Genomic DNA, 16,789 nt, shown 5'->3' on the forward strand with positions numbered 1-16,789 from the left:
TCACGGGAACATTTTCGTAACTCCGTGCGTTGTAGTTATAGAGTCCACTTAAAAATCCAGGAGGCAGATTCATGAAGAGTGCCGATATTCAAAATGACGAACTGGAAGGTCAGACAAGGGACAAGGGGCGCCGCACCGGCAATAACTCCAACCCGTCCGCCGATTTGGTTCGTGTGTATTTGAACGGCATCGGAAAGACTGCTCTTCTCAGCGCTGAAGAAGAGGTGGAACTTTCTAAGCGCATTGAAGCCGGTGTATACGCCGAGCATTTGCTGCAGACCGGCGCGAAAATGACCCGTGCAAAGAAGCGTGATGTCAAGATTTTGGCGAAGGAAGGTAAGGCTGCACGCGCCCACCTACTCGAAGCCAATCTCCGTCTTGTGGTCTCGCTGGCGAAACGCTACACCAACCGCGGTATGCCGCTGCTGGATCTAATCCAGGAGGGCAACTTGGGCCTCATCCGCGCCATGGAAAAGTTCGACTACACCAAGGGCTTCAAGTTCTCCACATACGCAACGTGGTGGATTCGCCAGGCTATTACCCGCGGTATGGCTGATCAGTCGCGCACTATTCGCCTCCCTGTCCATTTGGTTGAGCAGGTCAACAAGATTTCTCGTATCAAGCGTGAGCTCTACCAGCAGCTCGGCCGTGAGGCTACGAATGAGGAATTGGCAGAGGAATCCGGCATTCCAGAAGCCAAGATTGAGATGCTGCTGCGTCAGTCCCGCGATCCGGTGAGCTTGGACATGCCAGTGGGCACTGACGAGGAAGCTCCCCTGGGAGACTTCATCGAGGACTCAGAGGCAACTGATGCTGAGGAGGCAGTTGTCGCTTCCCTGCGTCACCACGATGTCCGCAAGGTTCTGTCCACTCTCGAGATTCGAGAGCAGGAAGTTATTAAGCTCCGCTACGGTCTCGACGATGGCCTACCCCGCACGCTGGATCAGATTGGCCGCCACTTCGGCCTGTCTCGCGAGCGCGTCCGCCAGATTGAGCGGGAAGTTATGTCCAAGCTGCGCGAGGGAGACCGTGCTGACAAGCTGCGTGAGTACGCAAACTAACGCCACATGGCGGTGACATCGATAGGGTTCCCAATTTCAGCCCTGAGATAGAGCTGGACTGCGATGCCGACCCCCGTGCGGGAGTTTCATCCACACTGGCGGTCGGCGTTTTCGACTGCAAGTCGAACTTTCGACATCGCGTACGCTCCCTTACATCTCAGCAGCGCCCACCGAACCAAGCTTTTCGCTGCCTAATCAGCACCAAAGCCACTGGATTTGCGAGCCCTAACATCTTTCTTACGCAAATGTGGTTATCCTAATACTTGAGTGAAAACTTTTAAGACTGCGTTATCGGAGGAAAACCGTGAGGGATTTGGTTGACACCACGGAAATGTACTTACGTACGATTTTCGAACTCGAAGAAGAGGGCATCATTCCTTTGCGTGCTCGCATTGCCGAACGCCTTGAGCAGTCGGGGCCGACCGTTAGCCAAACCGTTGCGCGCATGGAGCGCGATGGCCTTCTTGTAGTTGCTCCAGATCGCAGCTTGCAGCTTTCCGACGAGGGCCGCAGGCTGGCCACGGCTGTCATGCGTAAGCACCGCCTAGCTGAGCGCCTACTTACGGATGTCATTGGTCTCGAATGGGACAAGGTTCACGATGAAGCCTGCCGCTGGGAGCACGTAATGAGTGACGAGGTCGAGCGCAAACTTCTCGACGTGCTCGACTCTTACACACGCTCCCCATTCGGCAATCCGATTCCCGGTTTGGAAGACCTCGGTGGGACTCAGTCACCAAACCCGTTAGAGAACGTTCGCCGGCTCTCCGACCTAAACCCCGGTGAGTACACGATTGAAATCGTCCAGATTAACGAAATCCTGCAGGTCGAGCAGAGCTACATGAAGCGTCTCCACAAGGCCGGAATTATGCCGGGTACTGAAGCACTTGCCGAGGTTGCCGCTGGCCGCGTGACTCTCGCCCGCGGTGATCATTCTCTTGACATTCCGGATACTCTGTCTCACGCGATCATGGTGATTACCAAATGAAACTCCTAGTCACTGGTGGTGCCGGCTACGTCGGTAGCGTTTGCTCGGCAGTATTGATTTCTCTTGGCCACGACGTCACCATTCTGGACAATTTCTCTGTTGGCAACCGTGATGCGGTACCGGAGGGCGCAACCCTAGTCGAAGGTGATGTGGCGGACAAGGCCTACGAGGTTCTGTCCTCCGACAGCTTCGACGGTGTCGTTCATTTCGCTGCGAAATCGCTTGTTGGCGAGTCCGTCGAAGTTCCTTCCGACTACTGGCACAACAATGTGGGCCAAACCCTGAAGCTACTCGACGCGATGCGTGATACCGGTACGAATAGCTTGGTGTTCTCTTCGACAGCCGCAACCTACGGTGAGCCAGAGAAGACACCAATTACCGAAGACATGCCAACCGCACCGACTAACCCTTACGGTGCCACTAAGCTGGCCATGGACTACGCCATCGCGTCCTACGCCAAGGCATACAACATCGGCGCTACCAGCTTGCGTTACTTCAATGTGGCGGGCGCCTGGGGCGGTTTTGGCGAAAACCGTGAGGTGGAAACTCACCTCATTCCACTGGTACTCCAGGTTGCGCTTGGTCATCGCAACAAGATTATGGTCTTTGGCAATGACTGGCCGACTCCGGACGGCACCGCGGTTCGTGACTACATCCACATCAAAGACCTCGCGGATGCGCACGTATTGGCACTGGAGTCCAACGCGCCGGGTACGCACCGTATCTTTAACCTCGGTTCTGGCGACGGCTTTTCAGTTCGCCAGGTCATCGAAACCTGCCGTAAGGTCACCGGTCACCCGATTCCCGCTGAGGATGCACCGCGCAGAGCCGGTGATCCGGCAACTCTTATTGCCTCTTCCCAGCGTGCCATGGACGAGCTCGGATGGAAGCCCAATCACACGGAGCTGGAAACCATCGTCGCCGATGCATGGGATTACACCAAGACCCTCGGCGACCGAGCCCACTCGGCGCACCGCTAGGTACGGCAGCACAGCTTGCAGGGTCGCTATTCAATTCGCGGCATTTTCACCTTGTATACCCTGCGCAGTACCTCTTGTGCTGCCCCAAGAATTGTGCCGACGCACCTCGGCACAATTTGATTGGCGACCGCAATTTCCAGCAACTGAGTCAGTGAATGATTCGGTTGCTCCCCCGCTGCCTCATCGAGGGCTGTTTGCGCATAGTTCTCCAGTCCAGCCGCGAACTTTGCGATGGCAAAACACGCTAAAGCGTTTGCACGCAGGCTGCCGCGGTGGACAATTGCGGCCTCGCGCCAGATTTCTCCCATTGATTGCGCCAACTGCGTAGTGATGAAAATCATTGACATATCGCGCAAGGTAACGTTGGTCAGTGCTGCAGCAATGGCATATCCTGCGTTTTCATCGCGCACCGCCTCATGTGCTTCCATCACACCATCGGCCACGTTTTCCACGGCGGTTTTTAGCATGTCGAAGTGCTCAATGAGCGCGGGATTGTCCGAACCAATTTTAAGCTTCCTCGGCTGCTCAACGGCTATCGCTCGTTCCCGGAGGCGTTCAATCAGAGCCCTGTCTTTACTGTCGCGGAATTGACCACCTCGAAAATAACTGCGGTACTCCTCATAGTTTTTGAATATCTGTTCTCCCTGCCGAGAGATTAGATTTGCATTCTCGGTCATCAGACTGTCACCGACAATGCCGACAATCTCTCCCTGCTCGTCCGTGACAACTTCCCCCGCAGCAATAGTGGCAACGCCCGCCAAACGCACCTCATGCAGACCGCCTTCTCGCAGCCAGCCTGTAATAGGTGTCGAGTCCTTTTCAATCCCCCAGGATTCGTCGATGATAAACACATCTGCGTGAGTGCAGCCTTCATCGAGCAAGAAGTCCGCAGCTGCCCGCACCAAGTCAGGATTGCTCTCCATCGAGGCCACATCCTTGATCAGCATCGGGCCAGCATGCGCTGTCGGGTCAAACTCGACCTTGCCGTCGATGAAATCTTCGACCTGCTGACGGTACAACGCCGCAATCACTACCTGCCCCCGCGGATAGAATCCAACGATTCCTGGCAGGTTCGTCAGAAAGACACTCGGCTCAATTTCAGGCATCTTTCCTGCACCGAAATTCTTTTTGTTTCCCATTGATTCCTTACCCCTTTTCCCCCATTGGGATAGCTCGACAGCGGACAATCCTCTCGCCATCTGGTGGCTCTCATTGTTATCGAATCCGCAACAGCCTTGCTTGTGCGCGACCGGAAGAATCGGCCCATCTGTGGACTACTTTCAACTTGTGGATAACTGGATTATTTTCTGCGGTATCCTGGTTGCTTACTTCAAATGACGAAAAATGTGATGCAGGAGGTAGTCGTACGTGAGTGATCCGACCGACAAGCCTCAGGGCAATATGTACGAGGTAGTTTTCCCGGTTCCTGACGTAACGGGAAGCGAGGGGCATCTGACCCTGGTCATTGCGCTTAGCGGTTATGCGGATGCCGGTAATGCAGTCTCGGAATCAGCTAGTTTCCTCTTGGATGCTCTCGAGCACCGTCCATTGGTGAACTTTTCTATCGACGAGCTGATTGATTACCGTTCCCGCCGTCCCGCTGTGACGATGAACCGCGACCAGATCGTGGATGTATCCGATTTGAACCTGTCGCTCAATGTGGTTCGCGACAACGTCGGCAAGCCGTTCTTACTGCTGTCTGGCCCTGAGCCAGACATGCGGTGGGAGGCTTTCTCGACTGCCGTTGCGGATTTGGCGGAGCGCTACGATGTCGGTCGAACTGTGTCGCTGTACTCGGCGCCGATGACGGTTCCGCACACCCGACCGCTGGGCATCATCGCCCATGGCACAGATAAGCGGAAACTCGGTGATATGCATACCTGGGGAAACCGCGTCAAGGTTCCGGGTGCTGCGAGCCTGAACATTGAGTACGAGCTCGCAAGCCGCGGTTGTGATGCCTTTGGTTTCACCGCACAGGTGCCACACTATGTCGCGGCCTCTGAGTATCCGCTGGCGTCACTGCGGCTGTTGCAGGAGGTAGCAAAACTAGCCAAGCTCGAGCTCCCGCTTGAGGCGTTGGAGAAGGAATCCGCGCGGGTGGCGGAGCTGCTCAATACGCAGACGAATGATTCCGGCGAGGTCTCTCAGCTGGTCAATCTTCTCGAGGAACAGTACGACCAGGAAGTTCAACGTCGTCAAGAGCTGGAGACGTCTCCCCTGCTTGGACCTAACGGCGAGATGCCTTCGGCCGACGAGATTGGCGCTGAGTTCGAAAAGTTCCTCGCTTCTCAACCGCTGCGCCCAGTAGAGGATTCTTCCTCGCTTGACGACGAGCCGGAGACCCCGGCCAACGCGGATTCCTCGGCAACTACATCAGAGGACACTGACGCACACTCGGAAGAACCCGAGTCGGCCTCGGCGGATGATAGGTCTGTGGAGTTTTCTGCAGACGACACTACCGAACAGCCTGAGTCAGAACAGCCTCGGGAAGAGCAGGCGGAAAGCGAAGAATCCGATGAACCGGAAAAGCCTCGCCGTCGGCGCGGCTGGAAGCCCTGGTTCCGCTTCTAATCCGGGGTTACCGCTAGGGTGGGAAGCGTGTCACTATCTGAAATGCTTCCCGACCTAGCTGAGGTTCCTGAGTCCCTTTTCGACGATGCGATTATGGACTCGTTCATTGCCTGGACCAGGGATCAGGGCATCACGCTCTACCCTGCCCAGGAGGAGGCCGCTATTGGTCTCGCTGGTGGCGACCACGTCATCCTTGCCACTCCGACAGGGTCGGGCAAGTCCATGGTGGCTATTGCTGCCCACTTCTGCGCCCTCGCTCGTGGCCAGCGCAGCTTTTACACAGCGCCTATTAAGGCCTTGGTCAGCGAGAAGTTCTTTGCCCTCTGCGAGGTCTTTGGCGCTGAGAATGTCGGTATGATGACCGGCGATGCCACCGTCAACGGTGGTGCACCCATCATCTGCGCAACTGCGGAAATTGTCGCCAATATCGCCCTGCGAGACGGGGCCGACGCCGATATTGACCAGGTGGTAATGGATGAATTCCACTTCTATGCGGATCCCGATCGCGGGTGGGCATGGCAAGTGCCCTTGCTCGAGCTTTCCCGTTGCCAATTCCTGTTGATGTCCGCCACTCTCGGAGACACCTCGAAGTTCGAAACCGACTTGAAGGAACGGACGGGACTCGACGTCAACCTCGTTACAGGTACGACGCGCCCGGTACCGCTGGATTTCCACTATGTCTACACACCAGTTCATGACACGCTGGCGGAGTTGCTGGAATCCGGCAAAGCCCCAATCTACATCGTCTTTTTCTCCCAGCGCCAAGCAGCTGAACAGGCCCAGGCACTGACCGGTCTGAAGCTGCTGACGAAGGAGGAGAAGGAACGGATTCGCGAAGAGATTGGCGATTTCCGGTTTACCACGGCCTTTGGTCGAGTTCTTTCCAAGTTGGTGCGCCAGGGCATTGGCGTCCACCACGCGGGAATGCTGCCGAAGTACCGTCGTTTGGTTGAGCGCCTCTCTCAGACTGGTCTGCTGAAGGTCATCTGTGGCACGGATACCCTCGGCGTCGGCATCAACGTGCCTATTCGCACGGTGCTGATTACCGGTTTGGCCAAGTTCGATGGCCGTCGTAGCCGTATTCTCAAGTCACGCGAGTTCCACCAGATTGCTGGACGCGCCGGCCGTGCTGGCTACGACACCGAGGGCACCGTAGTTGTCGAAGCACCTGAACACGAAATCGAAAACGCCAAGCTGCGGCGCCGTGCCGGCCAGGATGAGGCCAAACTGAAGAAGTTGCGGCTAAAGTCCGTTCCCAAGGGCGAAGTGACATGGTCGGAGAAGACCTTCGACAAAATCGTTTCTCAGCCACCAGAGCCGCTGACTAGCCACTTTGCAGTGACCAACGGTATGTTGCTCAACGTCATTGCACGTGGTGGCGATACCTACGAACACATGCGTCATCTGCTGCGCACCAATCACGACACCCGCCACCAGCAAAATGAGGCTATTCTGACCGCTATTGAGCTTTACCGCGGTTTGGTCACCGCGGGTATCGTCGTCACGCATGGCGAGGGCGATGACTGCCGCCCCGAGCTGACAATGGAGCTGCAGCGTGACTTCGCGCTCAATCAGCCGCTGTCGCCTTTCGCCATCGCCGCGCTCGAACTGTTGGATAAGGACAGCCCGAACTACGCACTCGATGTCATCAGTGTGTTTGAGTCAATTCTGGAAGACCCTCGCCCACTGCTCATCGCGCAGCAGAAAAAGGCACGCGGTGAAGAAATCGCCGCGCTCAAGGCCGAGGGTGTTGATTACACCGAACGTATGAACATCGTCGAAGACATCACATGGCCGATGCCGCTTGCCGACGAGCTGGAGGGCGCATTCGACACCTATGCTCAAGGTCACCCGTGGGTGCGTGAGTTTTCGCTGTCGCCCAAGTCTGTGGTGCGCGAGATGGTGGAAAAGGCCATGACTTTCTCAGACGTGGTATCTGAGTACGGAATTGCCCGCTCTGAAGGTATTTTCTTGCGCTACCTCACCGATGCCTGGCGCACTTTGCGACACACTCTCCCACCGGAAGCCGCTAACGAGGAACTCCGGGACATTGTGGAATGGCTCGGCGAGCTCGTTGTGCAGGTGGATAACTCCCTGGTAGATGAATGGGCGCAGATGGCCGATCCGGACAAGCCATTGGACGAAGAAACTCTCCAGGAAGCGGCTTTTGGCACCGACGAGTCGCGGCCCCTTACAGGCAATGAGCGTGCATTTACCCGTATGGTGCGCAATCTCATGTTCCGCCACGTGCAGCTCTTTGCCTTTGAAAAGGAGGAGGAGCTGGCCGACCTGGACAACTACCTCGACGACGCACCAGATTGGCCTGCCGCGATGGATGACTACTTCGATGAATACGATGACCTAGGCATCGATGCAAAGGCACGCGGCGGCGATATGATTTCGATTGACCGCAAGGCTGGTGAGGGCCTATGGCATGTGATCCAGATACTCGATGATCCTGAGGGTGACCACGGTTGGCGCTTTGAAGCGAACGTTGATTTGGCTGCATCTGATGAATACGGCGAAGTCAGGTTGGCATCGCTACGAATTATTCAGGGATAAACGCCAAACCGGGCTGGAACTGCCAGCCCGGTTTGGCTTACTTCGTACGCTACCGCAACATGCGCCAAGAGAGCTTTAGGCAATAGCGTCTATGTATGCCTGCCGTACCAGTTCGGCAATTCGATTGAACTCGCCGCCGCGTACCGATGATGCGCGGTGAACCAGCCCAATGGTGCGTCCCGGCCGTGCCGGACCTTCGAATCGCGCAACAGCCAGGCCGGGACGGTGCGCCTCAATCTTGACAGCCGATTCCGGCACAAGCGACTGCCCCAACCCACCGGCAACACACTGCACGACGGTGGATAGAGAAGCCGCCCGTGTTTCCAAGCTGGATGTCTCGCCGTGAACAGCATCGACCTTGCGACAGATATCCAACACCTGGTCGCGCAGGCAATGACCGTCGTCAAGCAGGAGCAAGTCCAAGTCCCTGATTGCCTCAAGCTTTACGTCTTCCTTACCTGCCAGCGGATGATCGTCTGGCACGACGATGTAGAACTCTTCGTCGTAGAGGTAAATCTCTTCAAAGGAAGGCACATCGGACGGCAGTGCCATGATGGCTGCATCAATGGTGCCGGAACGAAGTGATTCGATGAGGCGCTCGGTCGGCTCCTCGACGATCCTAGGCTTTAGATCTGGCAGCTCGTCACGAACCAACTGGAGGAAGTTGGGCAGCACGTATGGAGCAACCGTAGGGATAACACCAATGGATAGTGGTCCGGACAAATCATCTGTACGGCCAGATGCGCGAGCAACGATCTCGTCAACAATTTCAGATGCTTGGCGTGCATAAGGAATCAGACCGCGACCGAGTGGCGTCACCAGCACTCGGCGAGTCGAACGCTCTACAAGCTGCACCCCCAGTCCCTGCTCAAGGGTGGAAAGCGCTTGTGACAGGCTGGGCTGTGAAATGCCGAGGCGGGCAGCGGCTTGACCGAAGTGACCGGTATCGGCAATCGCGACAAAGGCACGTAACTGAGGCAAAGTGGGCCGATAATCTCTATTACGCATACCTATAAGCCTACACGAGCTTATTAACTTTTTCCTCTTGACGGTTTGGGAATCCATAGGCATAATGGCGTGTGACCCCAGAAGGAATACATTCAGGAGGATTCCATGGCAATTTTGACTGTTGGCGACAAGTTCCCCGAGTTTTCTCTAACCGCTCTCAAGGGCGGCAACCTGCGTGATGCAAACGCTTCTTCTCCGGATGACTACTTCGAGCAGGTAACCAATGAGTCCTACGAGGGTAAGTGGAAAGTCGTCTTCTTCTACCCGAAGGACTTCACCTTTGTCTGCCCGACTGAGATTGCTGCATTCGGCAAGCTGAACGAGGAATTCGAAGACCGCGACACCGTTATTCTCGGTGGCTCTGGCGACAACGAGTTCTCCCACTTCAACTGGCGTGCAACCCACGAGGAACTGCTGGACATCCCGTTCCCGATGTTCTCCGACATCCGCCACGACCTGATGCGTGCACTCGGCGTCGAGAACGCTGACGGTGTTGCAGACCGCGCAACCTTCATCATTGACCCGGACGGCATCATTCAGTTCGTCTCCGTTACCCCGGACGCTGTCGGTCGTAACGTTGACGAGGTTCTGCGTGTTCTCGACGCTCTTCAGTCTGAAGAGGTCTGCGCATGTAACTGGCAGAAGAATGACCCGACCAAGAACATCGACAAGATGGATGTTCTGAAGCAGGAGCTGAAGTAACTCATATGAGCATCGATAACCTTCGTTCCGGTCTACCGGAGTACGCCAAGGACATGAAGCTGAACCTTGGTACTCTCACCCGTTCCACGGAACTCTCCGAGCAGCAGTTGTGGGGTACCCTGCTTGCATCCGCTGCTGCCACCCGCAACGAGACCGTTTTCTCCGAGATTGCTGAGGAAGCCAAGGAGCACTTGTCTGACGAGGCTTTCGAGTCTGCACTTGGTGCGGCCACCGTTATGGGCATGAACAACGTTGCTTACCGCACTCGCCACATGCTCGGTGATGACTACGCACAGGTTAAATTTGGCCTGCGCATGAACATCATCTCTAATCCAGGTGTCGAGAAGGAAGACTTCGAGCTGTGGTCTCTGGCAGTTTCTGCCATCAACGGCTGTGAAGCTTGCGTGACTTCTCACGCAAAGGTCGTCCGCGATGCTGGTCTGACCAAGGAGCAGGTCTGGGAAGCTGTGAAGATTGCCGGCACCGTCTCTGGTGTTGCGCAGGCTGTTTTCGCTGAGGCTGCCCGCTAAATATTCGGAGCATAGGTTCGGCTTTTGATAGCCGAACGCTCCCCCGCAGGATTACCTGCTAACGAAATAGCGCCCAAGGAACCAATTTGTACCGGTTCCTTGGGCGCTTTTTCTTGTTCGTTTTTGGCTACTGCTGTGGCGGGTAATAACCCGGATTCTCCTGGGCTTCATTAACTACTCGACGGCCACCGATGAGCTGACGGTAGATATGTACTTGCACGAGGAGAGCAAGCGGGACTGTGTACAACATGCCGATATAGAAGAGCATTGCACCTGCGGAAGAAACAATCGACGTCAGAATGAATGCAACGAGCATCGTCCAATACTGAGGCTTCACCAAGCGCCATGCGACGACCGGAGCCTCAAGTGCTGTTGCTCGACCATCGAAAACAAGGAGCGGCATAATCGCTGTGATTGGCATGATGAATATCGACGTCAACAACAAAACCAAGTAGCCCAGTGGGATCATTGCCGCGGCAGCTTCACTGCCGTTGGCAGACAGGGATGCTCCAGCGATGAAGAGTGCCATCCCCGGCAGCATGGCGAGCAACCCCACCAGGAACGTGACAATGTAGACACCGATAAGAGACCCCCACCGGTTTACACGGAAGAAAGTACCGTAGTTCGGTACTCGCCCATCGACAGCGTCGAATGCACCGCGCAACATAAATGCCTGCATCGCGAACATGCCCACGGCAAATAGGAGTGCCATCGCGCCGACAGTCGCGAACATTGACCCTAGATCCTCAAACGGAACATCGCCTGGATAGTTCGGCTCAAATTCCGGATCGAAGTCACCAGAGGCAAAGAGAATTGCCGCTGCGCCAACAATCAGGGCGAATAGTACGGCGAAGAACGTCAGCATGACGCCAAGCCAAGAAGCAAAATTGCTATTTAGACTACGAAACGCCGCGGAAAAGGCACTTCCAATGTCGACCTTCGTCGGCCCTTGTGCCACAGGCTTCACCGGTGGCTCATTGCCACCTGGCATGTTGACTCCGGGAGCAAGTGCACCGGCTGCAGGATTCCCCCCTGCCGGTTGCTGCCAGTAGCTTGATCCCGCACCATAGGGCTGGCCACCATAGTTCTCGCTTGGCTCACCAGTTCCGTAGGACGGAATATCGCCATAGGCCTGTTCCCTACCGTAAGCCTGATTCCACTGTGGCGAATCCTCTGGTCCACGCGAGCCATGTTGTGCGTCCGAATCGAACCCGTAAGGGTTGTAGTCCTGCGAACCATTGTTGGGAAAACCGTGGCTCTGGGAGTCATAGTTACTGGACTCATTGTCCCGGCTGCCGTCACCGTAAGGATCGTTGTTGCTGTATGGATTGTTTGGGGTATTCATGAAGCAGACTGCTCCTGCCAAATTGACGGATACATACAAATAATGCGCACAACGGACTATACGTGAGACAAGCCCTTGATGAGATTTTAATGGGCCAAAGTATAAGTCACATTGTGCGCATTAATGTATTTAATTGGACGTTCTTACACGAGCTCCACCGAAGCGACTCCCTCGAATTCGTTCAATGAATCACCGACACCCAACGCGCTACCACGCACGATGATGTCATACTTGCCCGGCGCGACTCCTCCGGTCTCCCAAGTGACCTTGGCGGTGGTATAAATACCGTCCTTGGCAAATTCAATGACAGTTGCCTGGTCCCAGTCGTCGGAAACAATCTCACCGCGGTCATTCTTGATAAGTAGGTAGCCTTTTTCCAGTCGCAAGTCGTTATTCGGATTTGCCGCGACGAATTGGGCAACGGCTTTCTGCCCTACCGTGACGCTTGCCGTGGATTCAAGCACGTCACCAAAATTCTTGCCCATTGGAGCGGAATCGATAACCTTTCCTCCTGCTGGCGACGGCGGGATGATGCCGGTGAGATCGCCTGCCGCACGGCCTGGCTCGACCGCAATGCCGTCGGCAAGCGCGTGAGCGAGATTGTGATAAATGGAAATCATCGCACTGAGCGTGTACTTGCCGAAAGCCGTTGCGCCGCCCTCGTAGTCCTGCTGATCGTATTCCTCTGGGGTAGCGACGTAGTGGCCATAGCTGTTGGTGTAGCCCTGGCAGATGACAGTATCGATTGGAACACCGAGGACTTCAGCGACGTGCTGACGCATGCGGTAGCCCGACATTGTGGTGGGTTCAAGGCCATTGGTGATCAAGGTGAAGCCACCGATGCGGGTGATGGAGAACATGTGGGTCTGCTGGAGAAGACCATCGATGTAGCCGACTGGCAGCAGGCACTCTTTGTTGCCCTGAATCTCCCCGATGTTTTTCGGGAGTACGACGTTATTGAGCTGGTGCACCCACGGCGTACCGCCGCGCTCGCCTTCGTTGAACCCGAGGGCTGGTTCTCCACCGCCATCCTCCTGGCTACTGGCTGCGAAGGCCGCACCGAGGATTGCAGGTCCAGTGCGGTGCGGCTGGCCGTCGGGCGTGAATTGGCCGTCGATGTCGACATCGCCCAGGTTGACCCACTTGTGGACAGTGGAGATACCGCCTCCTGGCAGTGCAATGGTCTGGCCCTGGGTAGCGTCAATCTGACGCTGACCGAGAATGCGGGCGGACTCTGCTTCGTCTCCGTTGCCTGGGCCCGAATTTGGCACGAGCCCCATGTTCGGGCTGATGTCACCCGGGCACGACATGGTAAATGCGGCGACAAAGGGGGCATCGGCCGGCTCACGGTGGGTAACCCCGCGGTCGACCTCAACCTTCCATGCTGCGTAGCCCTTGTTGTCGCCGTCGATGATGGTGTGCTCGGGACCGAAGGTGGTCGGATGAATTCCATACCAGTTAATGAATCCGACTTCGCGGCCACCGCGACTCACGTGCAGTGTATGGCTTTCCGGGTTGACTCCGTCGGGGAAGCGACGCAGCTCTTCTTCAGGGTTACGCTTAAATGCCTGCAGGGAGCGGTTGACACCCGCATCCTTGGCAATCCCCTTGGTCAGGTGGATAGTCGACGGCTGGTAATCAGCGTGTGCACGTTTAATAGCCTTGACCACACCGACGACTACAGCTTCGAAAGTGACGGGACGGAATCCGAGGGTAGTCAGGTCAACCATGAGATGGCCCGACGTACCTCCCGGCGCAACATGCGTGTGAGATGCGCAGATAAGCACGTTGCCCTCATGGTAGAGGTCTCCGAAAAGAGCTCGGAGACGCCGCAGAACTTCCATCTGGATGGACTGGAACATGAGCCCCATGTCTGCGGTGACGTGGACGACACGGTTGTCGTTGTCATCGCCGAAGATGAATGCACGCGCCATCTGGCGAAGACGCAGACCCGAGGTGGTCTGATCCATGACCGCATACCCGTTCATGCCAGCGCCGAGTGGCTCGCCTGTCATATCGGCCATTCCTCGACCAACATTCAAATTGGTGGTCGAATTCCCCGCGGCGGCAGAAGCCCCGTTTGCAGGAGCGGCGTTTGCCTTAGGTGCACCACTTACGGCAGGCATCATACTCGCAGCTGACACGGCAGTTGCTCCGACGAGGAAGCCTCGCCTGCCCACTTGGTACGGGGCGCGTGCGGTTGGTTCTGCCGAATTCGACGATGATGCCATCTGGCGATCGAGCATGTCACATCCTCTTCATATTTCTTTTTGAATATCAATATGCTGGACTTTAATCAGACAATCCCCTACACGTGGCCTAATTAACCAAAGTTTCCAAAATCCCCCCCCCGCGACAGCAGTAACCGATACGACATTCGCAAGGCGGTATCACTACCATGGGCACAGTAGAATTTCGCAATATTTAGCGCGCTCCCCGCAGACACAACTTCAGAAAGGGCACCATGGGTCAGGCTGTCGGTTTTAACCGCGAGAAGTACATCGAAATGCAATCCGCTCATATTAAGAAGCGGCGCGCAGACATCGCAGGTGAAGGCGGCAAGCTCTACCTCGAAATGGGCGGCAAGCTATTTGATGATATGCATGCCTCGCGTGTTCTCCCCGGCTTCACACCTGACAATAAAATCGCTATGCTCGATCGCCTCAAGGACGATCTGGAAATCATGGTGTGCATCAATGCCAAGGATTTGGAGCGTCACAAGGTCCGCGCTGACCTCGACATCACTTACGAAGACGATGTGCTCCGCCTCGTCGATGTCTTTCGTGAACGCGGGTTTGTTGTCGGCAGCGTCGTCGTCACACAGCTTTCCGACGACAACACCCTGGCAAAGAACTTCATTGAGCGCCTGCAGCGACTCGGATTGAGCGTAATCCGCCATCGCAATATCGAGGGCTACCCAACAAACACCGAGAAAATTGTCAGCGAAGCCGGCTTCGGACTGAATGAATGGGCACAAACGACGCGGGACTTGGTCGTTGTCACAGCGCCGGGCCCGGGCTCCGGAAAGCTGGCGACCTGTCTATCGCAGATTTACCACGACCACAAACACGGGATTCGTTCCGGCTACGCAAAGTTTGAGACCTTCCCTATCTGGAACCTAGCGCTCGAACACCCGGTAAATCTGGCCTACGAGGCGGCAACGGCTGATCTCGATGACATCAATCTCATCGATCCTTTTCATTTGGCCGCCTATGACACCAAGGTCACCAGCTATAACCGCGATGTCGAGGTCTTCCCACTGCTGCGCACCCTGTTGGAGAAGCTCGCGGGCGAGTCGCCGTACAAGTCACCGACCGACATGGGCGTCAATATGGCCGGTTACTGTATCGACGATGACGAAGTGTGCCGAGAGGCATCCAACCAAGAAATCGTTCGCCGTTACTACAAGGCTCTTGTCGACGAACACAAGAACAGCGCAGACGACGAAGTTTCGCAGCGCATTGCCATGATTATGAGCAAGGCCAACGTGTCGACAGCTGCCCGCCGAGTCGTCGCACCAGCACTTGAGGTTGAGAAATCTACCGGGGCGCCGGGCAGTGCAATCGAATTGCACGATGGCACAATCATCACGGGCAAGACCTCTGAGCTGCTCGGATGCTCAGCAGCAATGCTGCTCAACGCTCTCAAGAAGCTCGCCAATATCGACCCGGACTTACACTTGCTCTCCCCTGCTGCCATCGAGCCAATTCAAACGCTTAAGACGCATCACCTGGGCAGCCGCAACCCCCGCTTGCATACCGACGAGGTCCTTATCGCCCTTTCTGTGTCGGCGGCCACCAGCGACGACGCCCGCGCAGCCCTCGCCGAGCTGAAGAACCTTCGAAACTGCGATGTCCACACCACCACCATTCTGGGCAGCGTGGACGAAACAATTTTCCGCAACCTCGGTGTCCTAGTTACTTCCGAGCCCAAGTACCAGAAGAAGGCTCTCTATCAGAAGCACTAAACCAGACCACCAGCTCACGCCGAAAATAGGATAACTGGGAGAGCAGACTAGAATAGTCCCCGTGAGCATCAGCAAGATTCTTCTGTACTACCAGTTCGCCCCGCTGTCCGATCCGCGTGCCATCATGCTGTGGCAGCGCGATCTTTGCGAATCGTTAGGGCTTAAAGGTCGCATTCTGGTGTCCGAGCACGGCATCAACGGCACCGTCGGCGGTGATCTCGATGCCTGTAAGAAGTACATCAAGAAAACCAAGCAGTACCCCGCTTTTCACTCCATGCAGTTCAAGTGGAGCGAAGGCAGCGCTGATGACTTTCCGAAACTCTCCGTCAAGGTTCGCGACGAAATCGTCGCTTTCGGTGCTCCGGGCGAGCTTAAAGTCGATGCCGAAGGTGTCATTGGCGGCGGCACACATTTGAAGCCTGAAGAGGTCAATAGACTGGTCGAGGAGCGCGGCGACGATGTCATCTTCTTCGACGGTCGCAACGCGATGGAAGCCGAAATTGGCAAATTCAAAAACGCCGTCGTTCCGGATGTAAAGACCACGCACGACTTTATCGACGAGCTGGAATCCGGCAAATACGACTGGATGAAGGACAAGCCCGTCATTTCCTACTGCACCGGCGGCATTCGCTGCGAAATTCTCTCCGCATTGATGAAGAACCGCGGTTTCGAAGAGGTCTACCAAATCGACGGCGGTATTGTCCGCTACGGCGAAAAGTTTGGCAATAAGGGTCTGTGGGAAGGCTCTCTCTATGTCTTCGACAAGCGCATGCACATGGAGTTCGGCGACGGCATCGAAGACGAAGACTACGTGCAACTCGGCCACTGCGTCCACTGCGGCAAGCCCACAAACACCTTCCAGAACTGCATCAACGAAGACACCTGCCGTCGACAGGTGCTTATCTGCGATGACTGCTGGGAGGATACCGAGACACAGCACTGTGGGCGCGAGGACTGCAAGGAAGTTGCCGAAGAGCTAGCAGCCGCAAAGTAGGACGCTTCCTGCTGCCATCGGACCATCTTGAGCGTCTCCAATCAGCACAGATGTGGGTTGTCTACCAAGACACGGCTAATCTAG

General features: G+C 55.9%; 13 protein-coding genes. 9 read left to right on the forward strand and 4 right to left on the reverse strand.

Annotated elements, in window-relative coordinates; genetic code table 11:
- Positions 1-71 precede the first annotated feature (71 nt).
- From HMPREF2847_RS09910 to galE, 3 genes are all read left to right on the forward strand, one after another.
- Positions 72-1,061 carry a sigma-70 family RNA polymerase sigma factor gene (locus HMPREF2847_RS09910; RefSeq protein ID WP_038628815.1) on the forward strand — a complete coding sequence of 330 codons (990 nt, stop codon included), beginning with the start codon at positions 72-74 and terminating at the stop codon, positions 1,059-1,061.
- Positions 1,062-1,365: 304 nt separating this feature from the next.
- Entirely contained in the window at positions 1,366-2,046 is a 681-nt protein-coding gene (locus HMPREF2847_RS09915) for an iron-dependent transcriptional repressor DtxR (protein ID WP_070767341.1), read from the forward strand.
- Positions 2,043-3,026 carry a UDP-glucose 4-epimerase GalE gene (gene galE / locus HMPREF2847_RS09920; protein ID WP_070767340.1) on the forward strand — a complete coding sequence of 328 codons (984 nt, stop codon included), beginning with the start codon at positions 2,043-2,045 and terminating at the stop codon, positions 3,024-3,026. Before HMPREF2847_RS09915 ends, galE begins: the two co-directional genes overlap by 4 nt.
- Before the next feature lie 26 nt (positions 3,027-3,052).
- Here the strand turns inward: galE and HMPREF2847_RS09925 are convergent, their stop codons facing one another.
- On the reverse strand, positions 3,053-4,213 hold the full coding sequence (locus HMPREF2847_RS09925) for a DUF4192 domain-containing protein (protein ID WP_246819373.1): 1,161 nt from the start codon (positions 4,211-4,213) through the stop codon (positions 3,053-3,055).
- Positions 4,214-4,394: 181 nt separating this feature from the next.
- Here HMPREF2847_RS09925 and HMPREF2847_RS09930 point away from each other — a divergent pair, with 181 nt between their 5' ends.
- The gene (locus HMPREF2847_RS09930; RefSeq protein ID WP_070852300.1) at positions 4,395-5,597 is read left to right on the forward strand and encodes a PAC2 family protein; all 1,203 of its coding nucleotides are present in this window, start codon (positions 4,395-4,397) and stop codon (positions 5,595-5,597) included.
- Positions 5,598-5,639: 42 nt separating this feature from the next.
- Positions 5,640-8,159, forward strand: a complete 2,520-nt coding sequence (locus tag HMPREF2847_RS09935; protein WP_141765090.1) for a DEAD/DEAH box helicase — start codon at positions 5,640-5,642, stop codon at positions 8,157-8,159.
- A 75-nt stretch (positions 8,160-8,234) separates the two neighbouring features.
- On the opposite strand, the gene HMPREF2847_RS09940 is transcribed toward HMPREF2847_RS09935, so the two are convergent.
- Positions 8,235-9,167, reverse strand: coding sequence for a hydrogen peroxide-inducible genes activator (locus tag HMPREF2847_RS09940; RefSeq protein WP_070767336.1), 933 nt, complete (start codon positions 9,165-9,167; stop codon positions 8,235-8,237).
- Positions 9,168-9,272: 105 nt separating this feature from the next.
- Here HMPREF2847_RS09940 and HMPREF2847_RS09945 point away from each other — a divergent pair, with 105 nt between their 5' ends.
- A complete protein-coding gene (locus tag HMPREF2847_RS09945) occupies positions 9,273-9,869 on the forward strand; it encodes a peroxiredoxin (RefSeq protein WP_016422637.1) in 597 nt (198 codons plus the stop codon).
- Between the two features lie 5 nt (positions 9,870-9,874).
- Positions 9,875-10,399 carry an alkylhydroperoxidase, AhpD family gene (locus tag HMPREF2847_RS09950; protein ID WP_070767335.1) on the forward strand — a complete coding sequence of 175 codons (525 nt, stop codon included), beginning with the start codon at positions 9,875-9,877 and terminating at the stop codon, positions 10,397-10,399.
- 127 nt (positions 10,400-10,526) lie between these two features.
- Here HMPREF2847_RS09950 and HMPREF2847_RS09955 read toward each other — a convergent pair whose 3' ends face one another.
- Positions 10,527-11,744: a hypothetical protein gene (locus HMPREF2847_RS09955; RefSeq protein ID WP_070852302.1), complete on the reverse strand. Its 1,218-nt coding sequence runs from the start codon at positions 11,742-11,744 to the stop codon at positions 10,527-10,529.
- Between the two features lie 143 nt (positions 11,745-11,887).
- Positions 11,888-13,990 (reverse strand): neutral/alkaline non-lysosomal ceramidase N-terminal domain-containing protein, encoded by a 2,103-nt coding sequence (locus tag HMPREF2847_RS09960; protein WP_070852303.1) that lies wholly within the window; start codon positions 13,988-13,990, stop codon positions 11,888-11,890.
- Positions 13,991-14,208: 218 nt separating this feature from the next.
- On the opposite strand from HMPREF2847_RS09960, the gene HMPREF2847_RS09965 reads away from it, so the two are divergent.
- Complete coding sequence (locus tag HMPREF2847_RS09965; protein WP_038628787.1) at positions 14,209-15,711, forward strand: DUF1846 domain-containing protein; 1,503 nt, start codon at positions 14,209-14,211, stop codon at positions 15,709-15,711.
- Positions 15,712-15,772: 61 nt separating this feature from the next.
- Positions 15,773-16,705 (forward strand): oxygen-dependent tRNA uridine(34) hydroxylase TrhO, encoded by a 933-nt coding sequence (locus HMPREF2847_RS09970; RefSeq protein ID WP_070852304.1) that lies wholly within the window; start codon positions 15,773-15,775, stop codon positions 16,703-16,705.
- Positions 16,706-16,789: the final 84 nt, after the last annotated feature.

Origin of the sequence: Corynebacterium sp. HMSC074C03 (assembly GCF_001838285.1) — a bacterium.
In the GTDB taxonomy this organism is placed as follows: Bacteria; Actinomycetota; Actinomycetes; order Mycobacteriales; family Mycobacteriaceae; genus Corynebacterium; species Corynebacterium amycolatum.